The organism is Streptomyces clavuligerus, assembly GCF_005519465.1.
Classification (GTDB): Bacteria; Actinomycetota; Actinomycetes; order Streptomycetales; family Streptomycetaceae; genus Streptomyces; species Streptomyces clavuligerus.
The window spans coordinates 1,893,660-1,916,857 of the sequence record NZ_CP027858.1; the positions used below are offsets into that span (position 1 = coordinate 1,893,660).

The following is a 23,198-nucleotide window of genomic DNA, read 5'->3' on the forward strand; positions in this document are numbered from 1 at the left end:
ACCGGCCGCCCCTGAGCGGGGCGGCCGGGAAGGAAACGGGCCGGTCGTCCCCTCGGGAGGGGGCGGCCGGCCCGTCCGGTGCGCGCGGTGGGTGCGGCGCGGGTCAGCCGGCCGCGAGGTTGCTGAGGAACTTCGCGGCGACGGGGCCCGCGTCGGCGCCGCCCGACCCGCCGTCCTCCAGCAGGACCGACCAGGCGATGTTCCGGTCGCCCTGGTAGCCGATCATCCAGGCGTGCGTCTTCGGCGGCTTCTCGGTGCCGAACTCGGCGGTACCGGTCTTGGCGTGCGGCTGTCCGCCGAGGCCCCGCAGGGCGTCGCCGGCGCCGTCGGTGACGGTCGAACGCATCATGGAACGCAGCGAGTCGACGATGCCCGGGGCCATCCGGGGGGCCTGGTGCGGCTTCTTGACCGCGTCGGGCACCAGCACGGGCTGCTTGAACTCGCCCTGCTTGACGGTGGCGGCGATGGAGGCCATCACCAGGGGCGACGCCTCGACCCTGGCCTGTCCGATGGTGGACGCGGCCTTGTCGTTCTCGCTGTTGGAGACGGGGACGCTGCCGTCGAAGGTGGAGGCGCCGACGTCCCAGGTGCCGCCGATGCCGAAGGCTTCGGCGGCCTGCTTCAGGCTGGACTCGGAGAGCTTGCTGCGGGAGTTGACGAAGAACGTGTTGCAGGAGTGGGCGAAGCTGTCCCGGAAGGTCGAGCCCGCGGGCAGCGTGAACTGGTCCTGGTTCTCGAAGCTCTGGCCGTTGACATGGGCGAACTTCGGGCAGTCGGCCCGCTCCTCCGGGTTCATCCCCTGCTGGAGCAGGGCCGCGGTGGTGACCACCTTGAAGGTGGAGCCGGGCGGGTAGCGGCCCTCCAGCGCGCGGTTCATGCCGGAGGGCACGTTCGCGGCGGCCAGGATGTTGCCGGTGGCGGGGTCGACGGCGACGATCGCCGCGTTCTTCTTCGAGCCCTCCAGGGCCGCCGCGGCGGCGGACTGGACCCGCGGGTCGATGGTGGTCTTCACCGGCTTGCCCTCGGTGTCCTTGAGGCCGGTGAGCTTCTTGACCACCTGGCCGGACTCACGGTCCAGGATCACGACCGAGCGCGCCGCGCCGGAGCCGCCGGTGAGCTGCTTGTCGTAGCGGGACTGGAGGCCCGCCGAGCCCTTGCCGGTCCTGGGGTCGACCGCGCCGATGATGGAGGCGGCCTGGAGGACATTGCCGTTGGCGTCGAGGATGTCCGCGCGCTCCCGCGACTTGAGGGCGAGGGTCTGCCCCGGAACCATCTGCGGATGGATCATCTCGGTGTTGAACGCGACCTTCCACTCCTTGCCGCCGCCGACGACCTTCGCGGTGGAGTCCCAGGCGTACTCCCCGGCCCCGGGGAGGGTCATTCTGACGGTGAACGGTATCTCCACCTCGCCCTCGGGGTTCTTCTCCCCGGTCTTGGCGGTGATCTCCGTCTTCGTCGGCTTGAGGTTGGTCATGACGGATTTGATCAGCGACTCGGCGTTGTCCGGGGTGTCCGTCAGCCCGGCGGCCGTCGGGGCGTCGCCCTTCTCCCAGGCGCCGAGGAAGGTGTCGAACTGTCCGGCCGCCGCCTCCACCTCGGGGTCGCCCGAATCCTTCTCGTCGGCAACCAGGCTGGTGTAACCCCAATAGCCGAGCCCCACCGTCACGGCCAGCCCGGCGACCACCGCGGTGGCCGCCCGGCCACGGGAGCGGCGCCTGCCCTGCGGCGGGTCATCGCCATAGTTGTCGGAATGCGTCATGGGGCCAGGCTATGCGGGCGCCCTCTTTCCCTCCTCCCCGGATACCGCGTTTCAGGACAGTCAAGGGGCCGAACGGAGGGCTGGACCAGCCGCTCAGCGGCCCGTTCCCACCCCTTGGGGGGAAGCGGCACCCGGAAGGTGACCGAGGCAACATCCATGGAAAGGGGAGCGAATCGGTCGCCGAGTTCACCGCGATTGGAGTAGACCTCTGAAAGCGTGACAGCGGGGAGTAGCGACAAAACGGTCAGACCCCTGAAGGGAATTGACTGAATTCCATCGATTGATTGTGCGAATCCAGGGAAGCCGAGCGAATTCGAGTCATCGGGTTCGGCGACGGATGGGCGGTTCGGCCACGCACCGTCACTCTTCGTCCCCTCTTCACAAGAACTCCCGATACGTGGAGAAGAGAGCGTGAAGAGCGCGTCCGGTCAGGGTTGCCGAGAACCGTCCACCATGACGGAGCCTGGTACTGACGGAGTCTGGAGACCGCTCATGTCCCGTGTATCGACCGCCCCCAGCGGCAAGCCTACCGCCGCTCACGCCCTCCTGTCACGGTTGCGTGATCACGGTGTGGGGAAGGTGTTTGGGGTTGTCGGCCGAGAGGCCGCGTCGATTCTCTTCGACGAGGTCGAGGGGATCGACTTCGTTCTGACCCGCCACGAGTTCACCGCGGGTGTCGCCGCTGATGTCCTCGCGCGGATCACCGGTCGCCCCCAGGCGTGCTGGGCCACCCTGGGCCCCGGTATGACCAACCTCTCCACCGGTATCGCCACGTCCGTCCTGGACCGCTCGCCGGTCATCGCGCTCGCCGCGCAGTCGGAGTCGCACGACATCTTCCCGAACGACACCCACCAGTGCCTGGACTCGGTGGCGATCGTCGCCCCGATGTCCAAGTACGCCGTGGAGCTCCAGCGGCCCCACGAGATCACCGACCTCGTCGACTCCGCCGTGAACGCGGCCATGACCGAGCCGGTCGGGCCCTCCTTCATCTCCCTCCCGGTGGACCTGCTCGGCTCCTCCGAGGGCATCGACACCACCGTCCCCAACCCGCCGGCGAACACCCCGGCGAAACCGGTCGGCGTCGTCGCCGACGGCTGGCAGAAGGCCGCCGACCAGGCCGCCGCCCTGCTCGCCGAGGCCAAGCACCCGGTGCTCGTCGTCGGAGCGGCCGCGATCCGCTCGGGCGCCGTCCCGGCGATCCGCGCCCTGGCCGAGCGCCTGAACATCCCGGTCATCACGACCTACATCGCCAAGGGTGTCCTGCCGGTCGGCCACGAGCTGAACTACGGCGCCGTCACCGGCTACATGGACGGCATCCTCAACTTCCCGGCGCTCCAGACCATGTTCGCCCCGGTGGACCTCGTCCTCACCGTCGGCTACGACTACGCCGAGGACCTGCGCCCGTCCATGTGGCAGAAGGGCATCGAGAAGAAGACCGTCCGTATCTCCCCGACGGTCAACCCGATCCCCCGGGTCTACCGGCCCGACGTCGACGTCGTCACCGACGTCCTCGCCTTCGTGGAGCACTTCGAGACCGCGACCGCCTCCTTCGGGGCCAAGCAGCGCCACGACATCGAGCCGCTGCGCGCCCGGATCGCGGAGTTCCTGGCCGACCCGGAGACCTACGAGGACGGCATGCGCGTCCACCAGGTCATCGACTCCATGAACACCGTCATGGAGGAGGCCGCCGAGCCCGGCGAGGGCACGATCGTCTCCGACATCGGCTTCTTCCGTCACTACGGTGTGCTCTTCGCCCGCGCCGACCAGCCCTTCGGCTTCCTCACCTCGGCGGGCTGCTCCAGCTTCGGCTACGGCATCCCCGCCGCCATCGGCGCCCAGATGGCCCGCCCGGACCAGCCGACCTTCCTCATCGCGGGTGACGGCGGCTTCCACTCCAACAGCTCCGACCTGGAGACCATCGCCCGGCTCAACCTGCCGATCGTGACCGTCGTCGTCAACAACGACACCAACGGCCTGATCGAGCTGTACCAGAACATCGGTCACCACCGCAGCCACGACCCGGCGGTCAAGTTCGGCGGCGTCGACTTCGTCGCGCTCGCCGAGGCCAACGGTGTCGACGCCACCCGCGCCACCAACCGCGAGGAGCTGCTCGCGGCCCTGCGCAAGGGTGCCGAGCTGGGTCGTCCGTTCCTCATCGAGGTCCCGGTCAACTACGACTTCCAGCCGGGCGGCTTCGGCGCCCTGAGCATCTGATCATGGGGGCACCGGTTCTTCCGGCTGCCTTCGGGTTCCTGGCCTCCGCCCGAACGGGCGGGGGCCGGGCCCCCGGCCCGGTCTTCGCGACCCGGGGCAGCCACACCGACATCGACACGCCCCAGGGGGAGCGCTCGCTCGCGGCGACCCTGGTGCACGCCCCCTCGGTCGCGCCCGACCGCGCGGTGGCGCGCTCCCTCACCGGCGCGCCCACCACCGCGGTGCTCGCCGGTGAGATCTACAACCGGGACGAACTCCTCTCCGTGCTGCCCGCCGGACCCGCGCCGGAGGGGGACGCGGAGCTGGTCCTGCGGCTGCTGGAACGCTATGACCTGCATGCCTTCCGGCTGGTGAACGGGCGCTTCGCGACCGTGGTGCGGACCGGGGACCGGGTCCTGCTCGCCACCGACCACGCCGGTTCGGTGCCGCTGTACACCTGTGTGGCGCCGGGCGAGGTCCGGGCGTCCACCGAGGCCAAGGCGCTCGCCGCGCACCGCGACCCGAAGGGCTTCCCGCTCGCGGACGCCCGCCGGGTCGCCGGTCTGACCGGTGTCTACCAGGTGCCCGCGGGCGCCGTGATGGACATCGACCTCGGCTCGGGCACCGCCGTCACCCACCGCACCTGGACCCCGGGCCTCTCCCGCCGCATCCTGCCGGAGGGCGAGGCCGTCGCGGCCGTGCGGGCCGCGCTGGAGAAGGCCGTCGCCCAGCGGGTCACCCCCGGCGACACCCCGTTGGTGGTGCTCTCCGGCGGAATCGACTCCTCCGGGGTCGCGGCCTGTGCGCACCGGGCGGCCGGGGAACTGGACACGGTGTCCATGGGCACCGACACGTCCAACGAGTTCCGCGAGGCCCGGGCGGTCGTCGACCATCTGCGCACCCGGCACCGGGAGATCACCATCCCGACCACCGAGCTGCTGGCGCAGCTCCCGTACGCGGTGTGGGCCTCCGAGTCGGTGGACCCGGACATCATCGAGTACCTGCTCCCCCTGACAGCGCTCTACCGGGCGCTCGACGGGCCGGAGCGCCGCATCCTCACCGGGTACGGCGCGGACATCCCCCTCGGGGGCATGCACCGCGAGGACCGGCTGCCCGCGCTGGACACCGTTCTCGCGCACGACATGGCCACCTTCGACGGGCTGAACGAGATGTCCCCGGTGCTGTCCACGCTGGCGGGGCACTGGACCACCCACCCGTACTGGGACCGGGAGGTCCTCGATCTGCTGGTCTCGCTGGAGGCCGGGCTCAAGCGGCGGCACGGCCGGGACAAGTGGGTGCTGCGCGCCGCGATGGCCGACGCCCTCCCGGCGGAGACCGTCAACCGGCCCAAGCTGGGCGTCCACGAGGGCTCGGGCACCACGTCCTCGTTCTCCCGGCTGCTGCTGGACCACGGTGTCGCCGAGGACCGCGTCCACGAGGCGAAGCGGCAGGTGGTGCGCGAGCTGTTCGATCTCACGGTCGGGGGCGGACGGCACCCCTCCGAGGTGGACACCGACGATGTGGTGCGCTCCGTGGCCGACCGGACCGCGCGGGGGGCGGCCTAGTCCCGCCACGGGGAGCCCGCCGGACGCCGGACCCGCGCGGGACCCGTACCCGGGGCCGCCCGCGGACTCCGGCGCACCGGCACCCCTGTCCCCCACCCGTTGACGACCGTCGGCCCTCGGCCCTCGCGGCCCCTGACGACCGTCGCCCGATTCCCAGGAGGGAGCTGAAAGCGTGGAGCGCATCGACTCGCACGTTTCACCCCGCTACGCACAGATCCCCACCTTCATGCGCCTGCCGCACGATCCCCAGCCCCGCGGCTATGACGTGGTGGTCATCGGAGCCCCCTACGACGGGGGCACCAGCTACCGTCCCGGCGCCCGGTTCGGCCCCCAGGCCATCCGCAGTGAGTCGGGCCTCATCCACGGTGTCGGCATCGACCGGGGCCCCGGCACGTTCGACCTGATCAACTGTGTCGACGCCGGGGACATCAATCTGACGCCGTTCGACATGAACATCGCGATCGACACGGCGCAGAGCCATCTGTCGGGCCTGCTGAAGGCCAACGCCGCCTTTCTGATGATCGGCGGCGACCACTCGCTGACGGTGGCCGCCCTGCGCGCGGTCGCGGAGCAGCACGGCCCGCTCGCCGTGGTGCACCTGGACGCGCACTCCGACACCAACCCGGCCTTCTACGGGGGCCGGTACCACCACGGCACCCCCTTCCGGCACGGGATCGACGAGAAGCTGATCGACCCGGCGGCGATGGTCCAGATCGGCATCCGGGGCCACAACCCGAAGCCGGACTCGCTCGACTACGCCCGGGGCCACGGCGTCCGGGTGGTCACGGCGGACGAGTTCGGCGAGCTGGGGGTGGGCGGGACCGCCGACCTCATCCGCGAGAAGGTCGGCCAGCGGCCCGTGTACGTCTCGGTCGACATCGACGTGGTCGACCCCGCCTTCGCCCCCGGTACGGGCACGCCCGCGCCGGGCGGGCTCCTCTCGCGCGAGGTGCTGGCGCTGCTGCGCTGCGTGGGTGACCTGAAGCCGGTCGGCTTCGACGTGATGGAGGTGTCACCCCTCTACGACCACGGCGGGATCACTTCGATCCTGGCCACGGAGATCGGTGCGGAACTGCTCTACCAGTACGCCCGAGCCCACAGAACCCAGTTGTGAAGGAGACATCGTGTCATGGCCTCTCCGATAGTTGACTGCACCCCGTACCGCGACGAGCTGCTCGCGCTCGCCTCCGAGCTTCCCGAGGTGCCGCGCGCGGACCTCCATGGCTTCCTCGACGAGGCGAAGACGCTGGCCGCCCGTCTCCCGGAGGGGCTGGCCGCCGCTCTCGACACCTTCAACGCCGTGGGCAGCGAGGACGGTTATCTGCTGCTGCGCGGGCTGCCCGTCGACGACAGCGAGCTGCCCGAGACGCCGACCTCCACCCCGGCCCCGCTGGACCGCAAGCGGCTGGTGATGGAGGCCATGCTCGCGCTGGCCGGCCGCCGGCTCGGTCTGCACACGGGGTACCAGGAGCTGCGCTCGGGCACGGTCTACCACGACGTGTACCCGTCGCCCGGCGCGCACTACCTGTCCTCGGAGACCTCCGAGACGCTGCTGGAGTTCCACACGGAGATGGCGTACCACATCCTCCAGCCGAACTACGTCATGCTGGCCTGCTCCCGCGCGGACCACGAGAACCGGGCGGAGACGCTGGTCGGCTCGGTCCGCAAGGCGCTGCCCCTGCTGGACGAGAAGACCCGGGCCCGTCTCTTCGACCGCAAGGTGCCCTGCTGCGTGGACGTGGCCTTCCGCGGCGGGGTCGACGACCCGGGCGCGATCGCCAACGTCAAGCCGCTCTACGGGGACGCGAACGACCCGTTCCTCGGGTACGACCGCGAGCTGCTGGCGCCGGAGGACCCCGCGGACAAGGAGGCCGTCGCCCATCTGTCCCAGGCGCTCGACGATGTGACCGTCGGGGTGAAGCTCGTCCCCGGTGACGTCCTCATCATCGACAACTTCCGCACCACGCACGCGCGGACGCCGTTCTCGCCCCGCTGGGACGGGAAGGACCGCTGGCTGCACCGCGTCTACATCCGCACCGACCGCAATGGACAGCTCTCCGGCGGCGAGCGCGCGGGCGACACCATCTCGTTCTCGCCGCGCCGCTGAGCCCGGCTCCCCGAGGCCCTGGGCCCCGGCGCCGGAACCGGCTCCCGGTCCTGCCCCCTCACCCGCCGCGCGGGTGAGGGGGCAGGCCCCTTTGTGCCGGGTGCCGTGCGTCCTGCGAGGGTGCCGGGGCGGGGGGGACGGCGGAGGTGCCCGGCGGCCGGGTGCCGTGCGCCGCCCGTGGGTGCTGTACAGCACTCCGTGTGCCGTGCGCCACCCCGTGCATAAATTTGCCACTCTATGGGAAATAATGCAGAGTGCGACGGGTGAGGCCGTCGCCGTGCCCTTTCCGTGACAGGAGACGCTGACATGTCCGACAGCACACCGAAGACGCCCCGGGGATTCGTGGTGCACACGGCGCCGGTGGGCCTGGCCGACGACGGCCGCGACGACTTCACCGTCCTCGCCTCCACCGCCCCGGCCACCGTGAGCGCCGTCTTCACCCGCTCCCGCTTCGCCGGGCCGAGCGTCGTGCTGTGCCGGGAGGCGGTGGCCGACGGGCAGGCGCGCGGTGTGGTGGTGCTGGCCCGCAACGCGAATGTCGCGACCGGCCTGGAGGGCGAGGAGAACGCGCGCGAGGTGCGCGAGGCCGTCGCCCGGGCCCTCGGGCTGCCGGAGGGCGAGATGCTGATCGCCTCCACCGGGGTGATCGGCCGGCAGTACCCGATGGAGAGCATCCGGGAGCACCTCAAGACGCTGGAGTGGCCCGCCGGGGAGGGCGGCTTCGACCGCGCGGCCCGCGCCATCATGACGACCGACACCCGGCCCAAGGAGGTCCGGGTCAGCGTCGGCGGGGCGACCCTCGTGGGCATCGCCAAGGGCGTCGGCATGCTGGAGCCCGACATGGCGACGCTGCTGACCTTCTTCGCCACGGACGCCCGGCTGGACCCGGCCGAGCAGGACCGCCTCTTCCGCCGGGTCATGGACCGCACCTTCAACGCGGTCAGCATCGACACCGACACCTCCACCAGCGACACGGCGGTGCTGTTCGCCAACGGCCTGGCGGGCGAGGTCGACGCCGGGGAGTTCGAGGAGGCGCTGCACACGGCGGCGCTGGCCCTGGTCAAGGACATCGCGAGCGACGGCGAGGGCGCGGCCAAGCTGATCGAGGTCCAGGTCACCGGCGCCCGCGACGACGCCCAGGCCAAGCGGGTCGGCAAGACCGTCGTCAACTCCCCGTTGGTGAAGACCGCCGTGCACGGCTGCGACCCCAACTGGGGCCGGGTCGCCATGGCGATCGGCAAGTGCTCGGACGACACCGACATCGACCAGGAGCGGGTGACGATCCGCTTCGGCGAGGTCGAGGTCTATCCGCCGAAGGCCCGGGGCGACCAGGCCGACGACGCGCTGCGGGCCGCCGTCGCGGAGCATCTGCGGGGCGACGAGGTGGTCATCGGGATCGACCTCGCCATCGCGGACGGGGCCTTCACCGTCTACGGCTGCGACCTCACCGAGGGCTATGTCCGGCTGAACTCGGAGTACACCACCTGATCCCCGGACAGGGAACGGGCCGCCGCCCCGTTCCCTGTCCGCTCCCGTCCCGTGTGGTTATACCGACCGTTCCCCGGCTATGCGCACGGGACGGAGCGGCCCCCGCCGGGCCCCGCCCGGCCGCACGATGAGGGGCGATGCAAGGTGACGAGGGCAGGAGGGACATGGAGACCACTCGGTCGACGACCGCGGACGAGGGCTTCGACGCCGGGGTACGGGGAGTGGTCGCGCCGACCGACGCCCCGGGCGGGACGCTGCGGCTGGTCCGCACGGACGACTTCGACTCGCTCGACCCCGGCAACACGTACTACGCCTACACCTGGAACTTCCTCCGGCTCATCGGCCGGACGCTGGTCACCTTCGACACCGCGCCGGGCAAGGCGGGCCAGCGGCTCGTGCCCGACCTCGCCGAGTCGCTGGGCGAGTCCTCCGAGGACGGCCGGGTCTGGACCTACCGGCTGCGCGAGGGCCTGCGCTACGAGGACGGCACGCCGGTCGTCTCGGCCGACATCAAGCACGCCATCGCCCGCAGCAACTACGGCACCGATGTCCTGGGCGCCGGTCCGACCTACTTCCGCCACCTCCTGGGCACCGAGTACGGCGGCCCCTGGCGGGAGCCGGACGCCGACGGACCGGTGACGCTGGAGACCCCGGACGAGCGGACGCTGGTCTTCCGGCTGCGGGAGCCGTTCGCGGGGATGGATCTGCTGGCGACCATGCCGTCCACCACCCCCGTGCCGCGCGACCGGGACACCGGCGCCGAGTACCGGCTGCGGCCCGTGGCGACCGGCCCGTACCGGATCGTCTCGTACACCCGGGGCGAGCTGGCCGTCCTGGAGCCCAATCCGCACTGGGACCCCGAGACCGACCCGGTGCGCGTCCAGCGCGCCTCCCGGATCGAGGTGCACCTCGGCAAGGACCCGCACGAGGTGGACCGCATGCTGCTGGCGGGCGAGGCCCATGTGGACCTCGCGGGCTTCGGTGTGCAGCCCGCGGCCCAGGAGCGCATCCTCGCCGAGCCGGAGCTGCGCGCGCACGCGGACAACCCGCTGACCGGCTTCACCTGGATCTACTGCCTGTCGAGCCGGATCGCCCCGTTCGACAATGTGCACTGCCGGCGGGCCGTGCAGTTCGCCACCGACAAAGCGGCCATGCAGGAGGCGTACGGCGGCGCGGTGGGCGGCGACATCGCGACCACCCTGCTGCCCCCGACCCTCGACGGCTACAAGCACTTCGACCGCTACCCGGTCGGCCCCGAGGGCACCGGCGACCTGGAGGCCGCCCGCGCCGAGCTGAAGCTGGCCGGGATGCCCGACGGCTTCCGCACCAGGATCGCCGCCCGCAAGGACCGGCTCAAGGAGTACCGGGCCGCCGAGGCGCTGGCCGCCGGGCTCGCCCGGGTCGGCATCGAGGCGGAGGTGCTGGACTTCCCGTCGGGCGACTACTTCGACCGCTACGGCGGCTGCCCGGAGTATCTGCGCGAGCACGGGATCGGGATCATCATGTTCGGCTGGGGCGCCGACTTCCCCGACGGATACGGCTTCCTCCAGCAGATCACCGACGGGCGCGCGATCAAGGAGCGCGGCAACCAGAACATGGGCGAGCTGGACGACCCGGAGATCAACGCGCTGCTGGACGAGGGGGCGCAGTGCGCCGACCCGGCGCGGCGCGCGGAGATCTGGCACCGCATCGACCAGCTCACGATGGACCACGCGGTCATCGTTCCGTATCTGTACCCGCGGTCCCTGCTCTACCGGCACCCGGACACCCGCAACGCCTTCGTCACCGGCTCCTTCGGGATGTACGACTACGTGGCGCTCGGCGCGAAGTGAGCACGGGGTCCGGCCCCGGGACCGTATGTCCCGGGGCCGGACCCCGCCCGTTCCCCGCCCGGTCCGGTCCGGACCCGGTCGCGGCCCGCTCAGCCGGACATCCGGGCCCCGGCCGCGACCCCGCGCCGGATCGGCCAGTGGCCCTGCGCCAGGGGCCGTTCCACGCTGCGGCAGGCGAGAGCGGCCTCGCGGAACTCCGCCTCGTACAGCGCGAGCTGGCGCAGGAACTGCCGGGTCGGGCCGGTCAGGCTGGTCCCCCGCGGGCTGCGCAGCAGCAGCCGGGCGCCGAGGGACTGCTCCAGCCGGTGAATCCGGCGGGTGAGCGCCGACTGGCTGATCGACAGCACCGCCGCGGCCCGGTTGATGCTGCCGTGCCGGGCCACGGCCTGGAGCAGATGGAGATCGTCCACATCCAGTTTGCGGCCCTCGGCCTGGCCGGGCACGGAGCCCTGGTCGGGTCCCGCCCCGAAGCGGCGGGCGTCCGCGCCGGTGCGCTCCGCGTACCACTGCGCCCACCAGGGCTCGTCCAGCAGGTCGCGGTGGTGTTCGGCGAAGCGCCGGAGCTGGACCTCGGCGATCAGCGCGGCCAGCCGTCCCGCCAGCGCCCGGGGCACGATGGTGGGGTCGACGAGCAGACTCGTGGTGCGGCGCGGGCGCTCCGCCAGGGAGCGGCGCACCAGCGAGGGGTCCTGCACCGCCGGGTGGGTGGGCGAGCCGAGACCTATCGCGTCCCCGCGGCGCAGGATGCCCCGGGCAACCGATGCCCCCGTGATGTGGAGCCGGGTGGGCGCGGTGAGCCCGGCCAGCTGGAAGACACGTGTCACCAGGATCTCCGAGCCGGGTCCCGTCTCGGACACCCAGGTCTCGTCCCGCAGATCGGCGAGCGAGACCTCCCGCCGGGCGGCCAGCGGATGGTCCCGGGGCAGGATCACCCACAGCGGGTCGTCCAGCACCTCACAGGTGCGCACGGACCGCTCCAGGCTGTGCCGGGGGGACTGGAGGCTCCAGGTGTAGGCCGCGTCCACCTGGTAGCCCGCCAGTTGGGCGGCGACCTGGTGCGGGGCCTCGTGCCGGACCGACAGCAGCAGGTCCAGCGAGGCCGCCGCGTCCTCCACCACCTCGTCGAGCAGGGGTTCCGTGGAGACCAGCGACAGCACCTCCGGGGCGTCCACGGCCTCGGAGCCATGGCCGAAGATATGCGTCCGCGCGGCCAGGTCGACCTGGTGGAAGAACCGCCGCCCGGCGACGAGGATGCGGGAGCCCGCGGTGGTCAGCCGGGCCGTGTGGCGGCTGCGCAGGGTCAGCGGGAGGCCGACGATCCGGTCCAGCCGGTCGAGTCTGCGCTCCACGGTGCCGTGCCGGACACCCGTCCGCCGGGCCACTTCCATGAGGTCTCCGCAGTGTCCCACCGCGTCCAGTAAAGACAGATCGCATCGGCTGACACCAGCAGACGTCGGTTCTGACCCGAGAGACAATGTCGGTTCCCTTTTCCGTCAAGGACTGTACCGCTGAATTGTCCGAAGTGGCTCTTGAATTGCTTCGGAATCGATCCTAGGCAGCGCCGCTCTTCGGATTCTCCTCGCCGGGAAGCGGAACGCGCCCGGCCGGATGGCGGGCGCGCTCCGGGCGCCGTCCCGGGAACGGGGGACGGGGCACGGCACGGCCGGCCACCCGGTCCGGGCGCGCGGCGTGGACCTGGTCGGCGGACGGGTGTCAGACCTGGTCGGTGGGGCGTATGAAGATCTCGTGGACGGTCGCGTGGTGCGGCGCGGTCACGGCGTAGCGGACCGCCTCCGCGATGTCCTGGGCCTGGAGCTTGCGGATCTGGCTGATCCGCTGCTCGTACATCTCCTTGGTGGCGGTGTGGGTGATGTGGCCGCGCAGCTCCGTGTCGGTGGTGCCCGGCTCGATGACGACGACCCGCACCCCGCGCTCGGTGACCTCCTGGCGCAGCGTCTCGCTGAACGCGTTCACACCGAACTTCGTGGCCTGGTAGACGGCCGCGTTGCGGACGTTCACCCGGCCCGCGATCGAGGACATCTGCACCACGGTGCCCTTGCTGCGCAGCAGATGGGGAAGGGCCGCCCGGGTCATGTACATCAGGCCCAGGAGATTGGTGTCGATCATCCGGGTCCAGTCGGTGGTGTCGGCGTCCTCCACCGGGCCGAGCAGCATGATCCCGGCGTTGTTGACGAGGATGTCGAGGCCGCCCAGCGCCTCGACGGTGGAGGCGACGGCGGCGTCCACCCCCTGCCGGTCGGCGACGTCGAGTTCGAGGACATGGACCTTCGCCCCGGCGGCGGTCAGCTCGTCACCCAGGGCGCGCAGCTTCTCGACCCGGCGCGCGGCGATGGCCACGGCGGCGCCCTCGGCGGCCAGGGCGCGGGCCGTGGCCTCGCCGATGCCCGAGCTCGCGCCCGTGATGAGCGCGACTTTCCCCTGGAGTGCGGATGGCATCATTTCCTCCACATGGTGCTGCGATCGTGGTGAGCGTATGAAGAAGGGGTGAGACCTGCCGTGCCGGGGCGGGTTCCGTACGCCGGACCGTTGCGGTGGGCACGGCCGACCGGGTACGGATGGCCGCAGTTCCCCGGGGAGTTCCCGGGGAATGGTGAATACCGCGGCGCTCTCCGATGGTCTTCGGAGGACACCCGGGGATTCACCGGGAATCAGCGGCCGGAGTTCTCCCCGTCCACGGCAGACGCTATCAGCGTCGCATTCCCCGGTGAATTCCCTTCGGTGGACCGGGTTATGACTGTTTCCGCCGGGTTATGCGCGCCGCCCCGGCGGACCGGCCACCCGCCCGGGGGCTGCGGCAGATTGGGCGCCACGACATGGCGCGAGCAGCGATCGGCGGTGGATGATGAACGAGGCAGCGCCTCAGTCCGACCAGGTGGCACCGGCGTATCCGATGCACCGGGTCTGCCCGGTCGACCCGCCGCCGCAACTGGCCGGGCTGCGGTCCCAGAAGGCCGCGAGCCGGGTGACGCTGTGGGACGGCAGCCAGGTGTGGCTGGTGACCTCGCACGCCGGGGCCCGGGCCGTCCTGGGCGACCGCCGCTTCACCGCGGTGACGAGCGCGCCCGGCTTCCCGATGCTGACCCGCACCTCCCAACTGGTGCGCGCCAACCCGGAGTCGGCGTCGTTCATCCGCATGGACGACCCGCAGCACTCCCGGCTGCGCTCGATGCTCACCCGGGACTTCCTGGCCCGCCGCGCCGAGGCGCTGCGCCCCGCGGTGCGGGAGCTGCTGGACGAGATCCTGGGCGGGCTGGTGAAGGGGGAGCGGCCGGTCGACCTGGTCGCCGGACTGACGATCCCGGTGCCCTCGCGGGTCATCACCCTGCTCTTCGGCGCCGGTGACGACCGCCGGGAGTTCATCGAGGACCGCAGCGCGGTCCTCATCGACCGCGGCTACACCCCGGAGCAGGTCGCCAAGGCCCGGGACGAACTCGACGGCTATCTGCGGGAGCTGGTCGAGGAGCGGATCGAGAACCCGGGCACCGACCTGATCAGCCGGCTCGTCATCGACCAGGTGCGGCCGGGGCATCTGCGGGTCGAGGAGATGGTCCCGATGTGCCGGCTGCTGCTGGTGGCCGGTCACGGCACCACCACCAGCCAGGCGAGCCTGAGCCTGCTCAGCCTGCTCACCGACCCGGAGCTGGCCGGGCGCCTCACCGAGGACCCGGCCCTGCTGCCCAAGGCGGTCGAGGAGCTGCTGCGCTTCCACTCCATCGTGCAGAACGGGCTGGCCCGTGCCGCGGTGGAGGACGTCCAGCTCGACGATGTGCTCATCCGGGCGGGCGAGGGCGTGGTGCTGTCGCTGTCGGCGGGCAACCGGGACGAGACGGTCTTCCCCGACCCGGACCGGGTGGACGTGGACCGCGACGCCCGCCGCCATCTCGCCTTCGGCCACGGCATGCACCAGTGCCTGGGCCAGTGGCTGGCCCGGGTGGAGCTGGAGGAGATCCTCGCCGCGGTGCTGCGCTGGATGCCCGGTGCCCGGCTCGCGGTGCCCTTCGAGGAGCTGGACTTCCGTCATGAGGTGTCCAGTTACGGCCTCGGCGCCCTCCCGGTGACCTGGTGAGCGGCGTGGAGCGGCTGACCGTCGTCCTCGACGCGTCGGCCTGCTGCGCGATGGGGCGCTGCGCGGCCACGGCCCCCGAGATCTTCGACCAGGACCCCGAGACGGGGATCGCCGTCCTGCTCGACGCCACTCCCCCGCCCGAGCTGCACGAGTCGGCCCGGCTCTGTGCCGAGCTGTGCCCGTGCGAGGCCATCACGGTCACCGAGGGCTAGGTCGTGTCGTCAAAATCCCGTCTGCGTCGCGACGCCTTGCACGCACATCTGCCGCGTTGTCGTCAGTCGCCGATGCTCCGCATGGACTCCCTCCTCCGCCTTGCATCTGCACGCACCATGCGCCGCACCGCCCGTCCTCCGGACGGACGACGCTATTTTGACGACACTCCCTTGACAGCCTTGGCGCCGTTCCGCGCGCCTCCCGCACCGTGGCCGAGGGCCGACAAGGAGCGATGATGAAGAAAGCTGATTCCGTCCCGACCCCGGCTGAGGCGGCCCTCGCCGCCCAGACCGCGCTCGCGGCCGACGACTCCCCCATGGGCGACGCGGCCCGCTGGGCGATGGGGCTGCTGACCTCGTCCGGACTGCCCCGGCCGGAGGATGTGGCCGCGCGCTTCATCCCCACCTTCGCGGCGGCGGGGAACTTCGCGGAGACCGTGCGGGAGTGGCGGTCGAAGGGCCCCTTCACGGTCCGGGCCTACCACCCCGTCGCGCACAAGGGCTGGGTCGTGCTGTCGGCCCCGGCCGGGGTGCGGTACATCCTGTCGCTGACGCTGGACTCCAGCGGGCTGATCCGCATCCTCACCCTGAAGCCCGAGACCGTCATACCCGACATGGTCACGTGGAACGATGTCGAGGAGACCCTCCACACCCCGGGTGTGCAGCACTCCGTGTACGCGGTGCGGCTGACGCCCGACGGGCACGAGGTGCTGCACGCGTCGGCGCCGGAGCGGCCGATGCCGACCGGGTCGGCGTACAAGCTCTATCTGATGCGCGCGCTCGTCGCCGAGATCGAGAAGGGGACGGTGGGCTGGGACGAGATCCTCACGCTCACGCCCGAGCTGCGCAGCCTGCCCACGGGCGATATGCAGGACCTCCCCGACGGCACCCGGGTGACCGTGCGGGAGACCGCGCACAAGATGATCGCGCTGAGCGACAACACCGGCGCCGATCTGGTCGCGGACCGGCTGGGCCGGGAGGTCGTGGAGCGCTCCCTGGCAGCCGCGGGCCACCACGACCCGTCCCTGATGCGCCCGTTCCTCACCAGCCACGAGGTCTTCGAGCTGGGCTGGGGCGACCCGGAGCGGCGCGCGGAGTGGGTCCGGCAGGACGAGGCGGGCCGCCGGGAGCTGCTGGAGAAGATGGCCGGGGTGATGACCGTCCGCGGCTCCGACCTGGGCGCGACGGTCCATCAGCTCGGCATCGACTGGCACATGGACGCCTTCGACGTGGTCCGGGTGCTGGAGGGGCTGCTCCAGGACAGCGGACGGGACACCAGCGGCACGGTCGAGGAGATCCTCACCGCCTACCCCGGTCTGCTGATCGACGAGGAGCGCTGGCGCCGGGTCTACTTCAAGGCCGGTTCCAGCCCCGGTGTGATGATGTTCTGCTGGCTGCTCCAGGACCACGCGGGCATCTCGTACGTCCTCGTCCTGCGGCAGTCGGCCGACGAGCAGCGGCTCATCGGCGACGGTCTGTTCCTGCGCGGGATCGGCGCCAAGATCATCGAGGCCGAGGCGAAGCTGCTCAGCTCCGGTGAGCGCCGCGGTGCCGGGACCGCGGCGGCCGGGGACGACCGCGCGAGCGCCGGAGAAGCCGCCCGGCGATGAGCGTCAGAGACCGGCTCCTCGCCTGCTTCGTGGCGGTGCTGTGGGGCCTGAACTTCCTCGCCGTGCGCATCGGCCTCGACTACTACCCTCCGGTGTTCCTCTCCGCGATGCGGTTCGTGGTCGTGGCCGTGCCGGTGATCCTCTTCGTGCCCCGGCCCAAGGTGCCCCTGCGCTGGCTGCTGGTGTACGGACTGGGCTTCGGTGTGATCCAGTTCGGGCTGCTCTTCCTCGCCATCGACATCGGCATGCCCTCGGGGCAGGCGTCCGTGGTGGTGCAGGCGGCGGCCCCGTTCACCATGCTGCTCGGGCTGCTGCTGGGGGAGCGCATCTCCCGGCGGCAGGCGGGCGGCATCGTGCTGGCCGTGGCCGGGATGAGCGCCATCGCGGTGGAACGGGCGCAGGACGCGGCCCTGCTGCCGCTGGTGCTGACCCTGGTGGCGGCGTTCGGCTGGGCGATGGGCAATATCGCGAGCCGGCAGGCCCGCCCGGACCATCCGCTGCGCTTCGCGCTCTGGATGTGTGTGCTGCCGCCGATCCCGCTGCTGGGCCTGTCGGCCGCCCTGGAGGGCCCGACGGCGGGCTGGCGGGCCCTCGGCGACTCGCTCACCTCCGGCGACCTCACCGGTCCGGTGGCGCTGCTGTACACGGCCCTCGCGGGCTCCGTGGTCGGCTCCGGGATCTGGAACACCCTGATGAAACGGTACGAGGCGGGCACCGTGGCGCCGTTCTCGATGCTGGTTCCGGTGGTCGCCGTCGCGGTCGCCACGATCTGGCTGGACGAGCGGCTGACCCTCTGGTCGGCGGTGTCCGGCGCGGCCGTGGTGCTGGGCGTGCTGGTGGGGACGACCCGGTCGCGCGCGGCCCGGGAGGCGGGCCCGCCCCCGGCCGCCGGAAGGCCGCCGAAGGCCCCGGCGGAACGCGGCCGGATGCTGCGGCGGCGCCCACCGGGGCCCGGGGACACGGGTCCCGATCAGTCGGACGGACCGGCCTCGGCGGTCCAGAACACCCAGCGGTCGTAGGGCTCGAAGCCCAGCGCGGCGTTGACGGCGATCATCGGGTGGTTGTCCTCGGCGTTCGCCGTCTCCACGAGCCGCACCTCCGGCTCGTGCCGCAGCACGTACTCCAGATTGGCCAGCTTCAGCAGGGTTCCCAGGGCGTGGCCGCGGTGCTCACGGTGCACCACGGTCATGCCCTGGAGCGCGTACGCGGGGTTCCCGGTGGTCTTGGAGACGCTGGTGTACCCGGCGAGAGCGCCGGTGGCGTCGTGGACGGCGCCGGTGTGGTACGCCCGCCGGCCGCGGCCGACCCGCATGGTCTCGAACTGCCGGGCGTAGCTCGTCCTGACCTCCTGCGCGGCCCTGTCGACGGGCCCGGCGCCGAGCGAGAGTTCCAGCTCGGAGACCGGCACCGCGTACTCGTCGGGGGTGATGGTGCCCCAGGTGACGAGGGAGTACCCGGCGGGGACCGCGGGGACGCCGTCCGCCAGCGGGTCGTGCCGGTCGAGGTCGAGCCACTGGTGGGTGCCCGCCGGGATGTCCGAGCGGTGCGCGCCCATCGCGGCGGCGAAGGCGGCCGGGCCCGGGTCCTGGGCCGGGCCGGAGGGCAGGGACTCGACGACGGTCGCGGTGAGGGTGGTCCGGTCGTGCTTGCGGGCCAGTTCCCGGGCGTGGGCCCAGAGCGCGCGGCCGATGCCGCGGCGGCGCCGCCCGGGGTGGACCAGGAGCTGGTCGACGCGGGCGGTCGGGGCGCCGTCGGGCAGGGCCAGCCGCAGCGCGCCCACCACCCGGCCCCCGCTGCGGACGACCCAGTCGTCGAGGGCGGTCGCGGGCGGGGCGAAGCGCAGCGAGCCGACCATGTCGACATTGCAGGGGGGCGCGGCCCGGGGGCCGGTCTCGGCGGCGAGGGCCATCAGGTCGAGCCACTGGCCGACCGTTTCGTCGTCGTTCGCCGCGAGGGGGACGAACTCCAGTTCGCCGGCGGTGTCGTTCATGCGGGTCCCTTGTGAGTCGGTCGGGTTCGGTGCCGCGGGCCGGGCCCGGCGGGGGACGGGTGCGCCGTCCCCCGCCGGGCCCGGGTGATGGACCTAGTCTTCTTCGGCGAGGCCCATCGCCTGGATGTCGTAGAGGCCGAAGGCCGGGTGGACATAGACGTTGGTGACCCACGGGTTGCGGAAGTGCAGCGTCTTGTCGTGGACGAGGGGCAGCAGCACGGCGTGCTCCATCACCCGGCGCTCCACGGCCCGCCACAGCTCCGCGCGCGCGGCGGGGTCGGTGGTGTGCAGGGTCTCGTCGATCAGCGCGTTGACCTCGGGGTCGTCCAGCTCGGGCAGGTTCCAGTTGCCGCCGTTGCGCTTGATCTGGCGGCCGTCCACGAGCGGGGCGAGGAAGCCGTACTCGGTGGGGAAGTCGGCGCCCCAGTCGGTGACGAGGAGTCCGAGCCCGTGCTCCCGGACGGTCTCGGGGTGCCCGGCGCCGAGGCTGAAGTAGGTGGCGACGTCGAGTTCCTTGACGGTCAGCTCGATGCCGACCCGGGCGAGCGACTCCACGACCGCGTCGGCGACCAGCCGGAACTTGCCCCGCTGGGTGCCGATCACCGCCCGGAAGCCGTCCGGGAGGCCCGCCGCCGCCAGCTCGGCCCGCGCCGCGTCCAGGTCGCCGCGGAGGTCCGGCCCCGTGGGGTACAGATCCAGGTCCTGGTGGGCGGGGAGGGTGGGCGGGAAGAGCGCCGTGGTCAGGTCGCCGCCGTTGACCGGGCCGCCGCGGGCGTCCTGGAGCAGGATCTTGTCCGCCGCGTACTGCACCGCGCGGCGTACGTGCACATTGTCGAACGGGGGGATGTGCGGCTGCATCGCAACGAAGTGGAGGAAGCTCGTCCGGGGGTTGTCCGTGTGCGAGCGCAGCACCTCGTCCGCGGTGGCCCGGCGCTGGGCCGCGTGCTGGAGCCCCCGGCCCTCCAGGTTGATGTCGAACTCCCCGGCGATCAGCCGGGCGTCCAGGACATCGACGTCCAGACCGATGGTCAGCTCCACCCGGTCCGGCAGCGCGGGCCTGATCGGGTCCGTCGCCCGGTCCCAGTGCGGATTGCGCTCCAGGTGGAGCAGGGTGTCCGGCTCATGGCGGGCGACCCGGTAGGGGCCCGACGAGCGCGGGTCGCGGCCGTAGTCGGCGCCGGTGTCCGAGCGCCGGGGCACGGGCGCCGCGCAGGGCTGGGCCATCAGATGGTCGAAGTCGGAGAACGGCCGGGTCAGCCGGAAGACGATCGTGTGCTCGTCGGGGGTGAGGACCGACCGCAGCGGCTCGTCCGTCCGGTACGGACCGGGGTAGGGCCGCTCGGGGTCGTCCAGCAGCGGGATGAGATAGGTGGGGCCGCCGGGCAGCACGTCCTGCGCGAACACCCGCTGCACGGCGTGGCGCACATCGTCCGACGTGATCGGGGTGCCGTCGTCGTAGCGCAGCCCCCGGCGCAGCCGGTAGGTCCAGGTCCGGCCGCCGTCGCTGACCTCGCCGGGGCCCTCGGCCAGGTCCGGGGCCGGGACCAGTCCGGCGGGGCCGGGGTCGGTCGGATAGGCCATGAGCGTACGGTTCAGCAGCCGCTGGAGCAGCCACACCCAGACGTAGTAGGTGCGGGCCGGGTCGAGGGAGTCGACGTCGGCCGAGGAGACGAGCCGCAGGGTCCCGCCGCGCCGCCGCGAGGGGTTCACCAGCGCCCCCACCCCGGCGTCCCAGCCGGCTCCGGCGGTCGTCGGGGCCGGTCGTCGCGCGGCGGTGGTCATGGTGCGGTCCTCTTCTGATCGGTGTCGGTGGTGCCGGTCTCCCCGGTGCGCGGCAGGCGCAGCAGGAACGAGTGCTCCTGGCTGGCCAGACAGCCGCGGGCCAGCTTCGCCTCGACGCTGCCGATCCCGGCGTGCAGCACGGTCACGCCCTCGCGGGCGGCGGCCTCCAGCACCCGGTAGTACAGGACGTCGTAGTAGAGCGGCAGCCTGCCCTGGGCCTCGTAGTCGAATCCGGCGCGGTGGCCGAACCACTCCTCGCGGCCCCGGGCCCGGGAGCGCAGCACCATGCCGAAGCCGATGATCACCCCGTCCTTGCGGGCCACGGAGACCATCACGTCGTCGCCCATGACCTGGGCGATCCAGCTCAGCAGCCCCGCGGAGTGCTCGGGGCTCGCCGGGTTGCCGTACTTGCGCAGCAGATTGCAGTCGAGTTCGCCGAGCCGGGGCACGATCTCCTGGGTCAGCGGCTCGATCCGCACCTCGATGCCCGCCGCGTCCAGCGCCCGGCGCTCCAGCCGGACCCGGCGGCGGCGGTGCTTGGTCATGTCGGCCAGGAACTCGTCCCAGCCGCCGGGCGGGATGTCGAGCCAGGCGTAGTGCGCCGAGGGGTGCGAGACATAGCCGCGCGAGCGCAGCAGCCCGATCAGGGCGCCGTCGCGGTCGTCGACGTGCGGGAAGCAGACGGTGGCCGCGCCCCGCTCCTTCGCGAGCCGCTCGGCCTCGGCGACCAGCGCCTCCACGTCGGACGGCAGCGCGTCGGGCGCGGCGAGCGGGCGGGTGCGGCCCAGATGCCGGCCGCCGCACACCAGCGAGGGCAGCAGCGAGGCGGGGTCTCCCCCGGCCGTGTCGGCGAGCCGGGCCTCGGCCTCGGGGTGCTCCCCCTCGCCCTCCAGCGCCCGGGTGAGCATCGCGTCCGGGCGGGCCAGCAGCCAGGGCACGGAGTCGTCGCCCCACGCGGTCACCAGGGCCGCGACGGGACGGCCCGCGCGGCGGCGGACCAGGAAGTCCATCGTGGTGCCGGAGTTGCGCTCCTGCACCGCCAGCCAGCGGGGCGTCTGGAAGAAGTCCTCCGGGCCGACGAGATCCGGCCAGCCGCTGGTGGGGAGGGCGGCGGCGTCGGGCACCGCCACCACGTCCGTCACCGCGTCCGCCGCCGTGTGCGGCAGCGCGTCCGTCACCGGCAGGGTGGCGTCTCCGCTCACGACTCCCCGCCCCGCTCGCCCCGCTCGTCCTCCTCGACGACGAAGTCCAGGTATCCGGCCGCGCGGTCCGCGAGGGCCTGGGCCTCCTCCCGGTCCGCCCCGGCGCAGTAGGTGAAGCCGACGCACGAGGAGTTGTCCATGCGCTGGAGCAGCTTGTCGCCCTTCTCCACGTGCAGCAGCACCTGGACCCCGGGCACCGCGGCCGCGGCCTCGATGCCGTCGACCCGGGTGAGGGTGCCCTTCCGGGTCGGGTAGATCATGCGCACGGCGGCGCCGCCGTTGTGGACGACGGGCTCGATCGGCGGGGCCTCGCCGATCGTCAGCAGCCAGGCGTCGAGGATCGGGCTGCGCCCGGTGACATCGGTGACCAGCATCGTCATACAGCTCGACGGGGTGCGCGGGTTGGCCTCGATGATCCGCCAGCCGGTCTCGGTGCGCCGCACCTCGGTGTGGCAGGGGCCGTGCCGGTAGCCGATCGCCTCCAGGGTGCCCCGGACGGCGGCGTACAGCGCCTCGCGCTCCTCGTCGGAGAGGGGCACCGGGAAGGTGTGCCCGCACTCGATGTACGCGGGGTCGCCGAACAGGTCCTTGGAGGTGACCCCGAAGACATGGGTGTACCCGTCCACGGTCATCGTCTCGACGCTGACCTCGACGCCCTCGACATAGGTCTCCAGGAGGACATCGCCGGAGCGCGGCTGGCCGCGCAGGCTGTGGCGGACGCCGGACAGCTCCTCGTACGCCTCGACCAGCTCCGCCATGGTGTCGACGCGGCGCACCCCGTAGCTGATGGCCTCGGCGGGCGGCTTGGCGATCATGGGGAAGCCGAGCTTCCGTACGGCCTCGTCGAGCTGCTCGCGGCTGCTGACCCGGGCGTGCGGGATGTTGTAGGGGACGTCGCCGAGGGCGAGGCGCAGCCGGTCCTTCTCGTTCGCCGTCTCCACGGCCTCGGGGTCGGGGCCGGGCAGCGACAGCCGCTGGGCCGCCTGCGCGGCGATGACCGTGTGGTAGTCGGAGAACGAGGTGAGCCCGTCGACCAGGCACTGCCCGCTCTCGTCGGTGACGGCCGCGAGCACGGCCGCCAGATCGGTGGTGTCCACGTCGACCACCCGGTCGACGGCCGCCGCGAGGGGGTGGCTGTCCCAGTCGTGCCCGTGGGTGTACCAGGACCGGTCCCCGGTGAGCAGCCAGACCTCAAGGCCGTGCTCACGTGCCTGGTGGAGCCCCAGGACGAAGGGGTGGTTCTGCATGTGCTCGACGATCGCGATGCGCTTGCCCGCGAACTTGGCATAGTCGGCCAGGGGTGTGGTCATCGAACCGCCTCCGTCATGACGCTGTTCAGTCGACTCGACTCGGATACACAGGCTCCAGTTG

17 protein-coding genes are annotated in these 23,198 nt (G+C 72.1%); 10 read left to right on the plus strand and 7 right to left on the minus strand.

Annotated features, from left to right (window positions below; translation table 11 throughout):
* Window positions 1–103: 103 nt before the first annotated feature.
* Window positions 104–1,759, minus strand: a complete 1,656-nt coding sequence (locus tag CRV15_RS07525) for a penicillin-binding transpeptidase domain-containing protein (protein WP_003952508.1) — start codon at window positions 1,757–1,759, stop codon at window positions 104–106.
* Between the two features lie 492 nt (window positions 1,760–2,251).
* Between CRV15_RS07525 and CRV15_RS07530 the strand changes: the two genes are divergently transcribed.
* The 6 genes from CRV15_RS07530 to CRV15_RS07555 all read left to right on the plus strand — a co-directional run bounded on the left by CRV15_RS07530 (window position 2,252) and on the right by CRV15_RS07555 (window position 10,944).
* The gene (locus CRV15_RS07530; RefSeq protein ID WP_003952509.1) at window positions 2,252–3,973 is read left to right on the plus strand and encodes a thiamine pyrophosphate-binding protein; all 1,722 of its coding nucleotides are present in this window, start codon (window positions 2,252–2,254) and stop codon (window positions 3,971–3,973) included.
* 2 nt (window positions 3,974–3,975) lie between these two features.
* Window positions 3,976–5,517, plus strand: coding sequence for an asparagine synthase-related protein (locus CRV15_RS07535; protein ID WP_003952510.1), 1,542 nt, complete (start codon window positions 3,976–3,978; stop codon window positions 5,515–5,517).
* A 172-nt stretch (window positions 5,518–5,689) separates the two neighbouring features.
* Window positions 5,690–6,631, plus strand: coding sequence for an agmatinase (gene speB, locus CRV15_RS07540; RefSeq protein WP_003952511.1), 942 nt, complete (start codon window positions 5,690–5,692; stop codon window positions 6,629–6,631).
* Between the two features lie 15 nt (window positions 6,632–6,646).
* Entirely contained in the window at window positions 6,647–7,624 is a 978-nt protein-coding gene (gene cs1, locus CRV15_RS07545) for a clavaminate synthase Cs1 (protein WP_003961826.1), read from the plus strand.
* A gap of 306 nt (window positions 7,625–7,930) precedes the next feature.
* Complete coding sequence (gene argJ / locus CRV15_RS07550) at window positions 7,931–9,112, plus strand: bifunctional glutamate N-acetyltransferase/amino-acid acetyltransferase ArgJ (protein ID WP_003952513.1); 1,182 nt, start codon at window positions 7,931–7,933, stop codon at window positions 9,110–9,112.
* Between the two features lie 164 nt (window positions 9,113–9,276).
* Window positions 9,277–10,944: an ABC transporter substrate-binding protein gene (locus CRV15_RS07555; protein WP_003952514.1), complete on the plus strand. Its 1,668-nt coding sequence runs from the start codon at window positions 9,277–9,279 to the stop codon at window positions 10,942–10,944.
* A gap of 89 nt (window positions 10,945–11,033) precedes the next feature.
* Here CRV15_RS07555 and CRV15_RS07560 read toward each other — a convergent pair whose 3' ends face one another.
* Window positions 11,034–12,332, minus strand: coding sequence for a LysR family transcriptional regulator (locus CRV15_RS07560; RefSeq protein ID WP_003961823.1), 1,299 nt, complete (start codon window positions 12,330–12,332; stop codon window positions 11,034–11,036).
* Between the two features lie 325 nt (window positions 12,333–12,657).
* Entirely contained in the window at window positions 12,658–13,404 is a 747-nt protein-coding gene (locus CRV15_RS07565) for an SDR family oxidoreductase (protein ID WP_003952516.1), read from the minus strand.
* Between the two features lie 400 nt (window positions 13,405–13,804).
* On the opposite strand from CRV15_RS07565, the gene CRV15_RS07570 reads away from it, so the two are divergent.
* The 4 genes from CRV15_RS07570 (at window position 13,805) to CRV15_RS07590 (ending at window position 17,872) form a co-directional block, all read left to right on the plus strand.
* Window positions 13,805–15,031: a cytochrome P450 gene (locus CRV15_RS07570; RefSeq protein ID WP_003952517.1), complete on the plus strand. Its 1,227-nt coding sequence runs from the start codon at window positions 13,805–13,807 to the stop codon at window positions 15,029–15,031.
* Window positions 15,028–15,243: a ferredoxin gene (locus CRV15_RS07575; RefSeq protein WP_003961822.1), complete on the plus strand. Its 216-nt coding sequence runs from the start codon at window positions 15,028–15,030 to the stop codon at window positions 15,241–15,243. The genes CRV15_RS07570 and CRV15_RS07575 overlap by 4 nt, the downstream gene beginning before the upstream one ends.
* Before the next feature lie 236 nt (window positions 15,244–15,479).
* A complete protein-coding gene (locus tag CRV15_RS07585; protein WP_230864164.1) occupies window positions 15,480–16,853 on the plus strand; it encodes a Cpe/LpqF family protein in 1,374 nt (457 codons plus the stop codon).
* Complete coding sequence (locus CRV15_RS07590) at window positions 16,850–17,872, plus strand: EamA family transporter (protein ID WP_003952520.1); 1,023 nt, start codon at window positions 16,850–16,852, stop codon at window positions 17,870–17,872. Before CRV15_RS07585 ends, CRV15_RS07590 begins: the two co-directional genes overlap by 4 nt.
* Here CRV15_RS07590 and CRV15_RS07595 read toward each other — a convergent pair.
* The 4 genes from CRV15_RS07595 to CRV15_RS07610 all read right to left on the minus strand — a co-directional run bounded on the left by CRV15_RS07595 (window position 17,824) and on the right by CRV15_RS07610 (window position 23,137).
* A complete protein-coding gene (locus tag CRV15_RS07595; protein ID WP_003952521.1) occupies window positions 17,824–18,843 on the minus strand; it encodes a GNAT family N-acetyltransferase in 1,020 nt (339 codons plus the stop codon). The genes CRV15_RS07590 and CRV15_RS07595 overlap by 49 nt on opposite strands.
* Before the next feature lie 93 nt (window positions 18,844–18,936).
* A complete protein-coding gene (locus CRV15_RS07600) occupies window positions 18,937–20,625 on the minus strand; it encodes an ABC transporter substrate-binding protein (protein WP_003961820.1) in 1,689 nt (562 codons plus the stop codon).
* Window positions 20,622–21,827 carry a GNAT family N-acetyltransferase gene (locus CRV15_RS07605; RefSeq protein WP_003952523.1) on the minus strand — a complete coding sequence of 402 codons (1,206 nt, stop codon included), beginning with the start codon at window positions 21,825–21,827 and terminating at the stop codon, window positions 20,622–20,624. Before CRV15_RS07605 ends, CRV15_RS07600 begins: the two co-directional genes overlap by 4 nt.
* Window positions 21,824–23,137 carry an ATP-grasp domain-containing protein gene (locus CRV15_RS07610; RefSeq protein WP_009997519.1) on the minus strand — a complete coding sequence of 438 codons (1,314 nt, stop codon included), beginning with the start codon at window positions 23,135–23,137 and terminating at the stop codon, window positions 21,824–21,826. The genes CRV15_RS07605 and CRV15_RS07610 overlap by 4 nt, the downstream gene beginning before the upstream one ends.
* Window positions 23,138–23,198 lie beyond the last annotated feature (61 nt).

Bases quoted from the DNA above. Each gene is read 5' to 3' on its own strand.
- CRV15_RS07525 (WP_003952508.1), bottom strand. From the start codon at position 1,759: ATGACGCATTCCGACAACTATGGCGATGACCCGCCGCAGGGCAGGCGC.
- CRV15_RS07530 (WP_003952509.1), top strand. From the start codon at position 2,252: ATGTCCCGTGTATCGACCGCCCCCAGCGGCAAGCCTACCGCCGCTCAC.
- CRV15_RS07535 (WP_003952510.1), top strand. From the start codon at position 3,976: ATGGGGGCACCGGTTCTTCCGGCTGCCTTCGGGTTCCTGGCCTCCGCC.
- cs1 (WP_003961826.1), top strand. From the start codon at position 6,647: ATGGCCTCTCCGATAGTTGACTGCACCCCGTACCGCGACGAGCTGCTC.
- argJ (WP_003952513.1), top strand. From the start codon at position 7,931: ATGTCCGACAGCACACCGAAGACGCCCCGGGGATTCGTGGTGCACACG.
- CRV15_RS07555 (WP_003952514.1), top strand. From the start codon at position 9,277: ATGGAGACCACTCGGTCGACGACCGCGGACGAGGGCTTCGACGCCGGG.
- CRV15_RS07560 (WP_003961823.1), bottom strand. From the start codon at position 12,332: ATGGAAGTGGCCCGGCGGACGGGTGTCCGGCACGGCACCGTGGAGCGC.
- CRV15_RS07565 (WP_003952516.1), bottom strand. From the start codon at position 13,404: ATGATGCCATCCGCACTCCAGGGGAAAGTCGCGCTCATCACGGGCGCG.
- CRV15_RS07570 (WP_003952517.1), top strand. From the start codon at position 13,805: ATGATGAACGAGGCAGCGCCTCAGTCCGACCAGGTGGCACCGGCGTAT.
- CRV15_RS07585 (WP_230864164.1), top strand. From the start codon at position 15,480: ATGAAGAAAGCTGATTCCGTCCCGACCCCGGCTGAGGCGGCCCTCGCC.
- CRV15_RS07590 (WP_003952520.1), top strand. From the start codon at position 16,850: ATGAGCGTCAGAGACCGGCTCCTCGCCTGCTTCGTGGCGGTGCTGTGG.
- CRV15_RS07595 (WP_003952521.1), bottom strand. From the start codon at position 18,843: ATGAACGACACCGCCGGCGAACTGGAGTTCGTCCCCCTCGCGGCGAAC.
- CRV15_RS07600 (WP_003961820.1), bottom strand. From the start codon at position 20,625: ATGACCACCGCCGCGCGACGACCGGCCCCGACGACCGCCGGAGCCGGC.
- CRV15_RS07610 (WP_009997519.1), bottom strand. From the start codon at position 23,137: ATGACCACACCCCTGGCCGACTATGCCAAGTTCGCGGGCAAGCGCATC.